This is a genomic window from Mycobacterium sp. NGS39 (assembly GCF_059812765.1).
Map to the genome: position 1 here is coordinate 1 of NZ_JCALDH010000032.1, position 559 is coordinate 559.

A 559-nucleotide genomic window follows, 5' to 3' on the forward strand; every position below is an offset into this window, starting at 1 on the left:
GCACTGGTGATTTTCATCGGCGACGACTGGGCTGAAGAGCATCACGACGTGTATCTGATGGATCAGTCCGGCCAACGACTGGCAGCCCGGCGATTACCTGAGGGCCTGGCCGGTATCCGGGCCCTGCACGAGCTGATCGCCGCGCACGTCGAAGAGCCCGACCAGGTGATGATCGGCATCGAAACCGATCGCGGCCTGTGGGTCTCGGCGTTGGTCGCGGCCGGGTATCAGGTGTGGGCGATCAACCCGATGGCCGCGGCTCGCTACCGCGACCGTCATCATGTGTCGGGGGCGAAGTCCGATGCCGCCGACGCCAAGCTGTTGGCGGATCTGGTCCGCACCGACCGCCACAATCATCGTCGGATTGCCGGCGACAGCGCCAATGCCGAGGCGATCAAGGTGCTGGCCCGCTCCCATCAGAGCTTGATCTGGGCGCGTACGCGGCACGCCAACATGTTGCGCAGCGGGCTGCGGGAGTACTACCCCGCGGCGTTGGAGGCCTTCGATTCGCTCACCGACGGCGACGCGTTGGCCGTGTTGAGCCGTGCACCCACACCCG

1 protein-coding gene is annotated in these 559 nt (G+C 66.2%); it reads left to right on the plus strand.

The genetic code is table 11. From position 1 onward, the window contains the following. Nucleotides 1-6: 6 nt before the first annotated feature. On the plus strand, nucleotides 7-559 hold a 553-nt coding region (locus AC5Y39_RS21225), incomplete at its 3' end, for an IS110 family transposase (protein ID WP_500048291.1).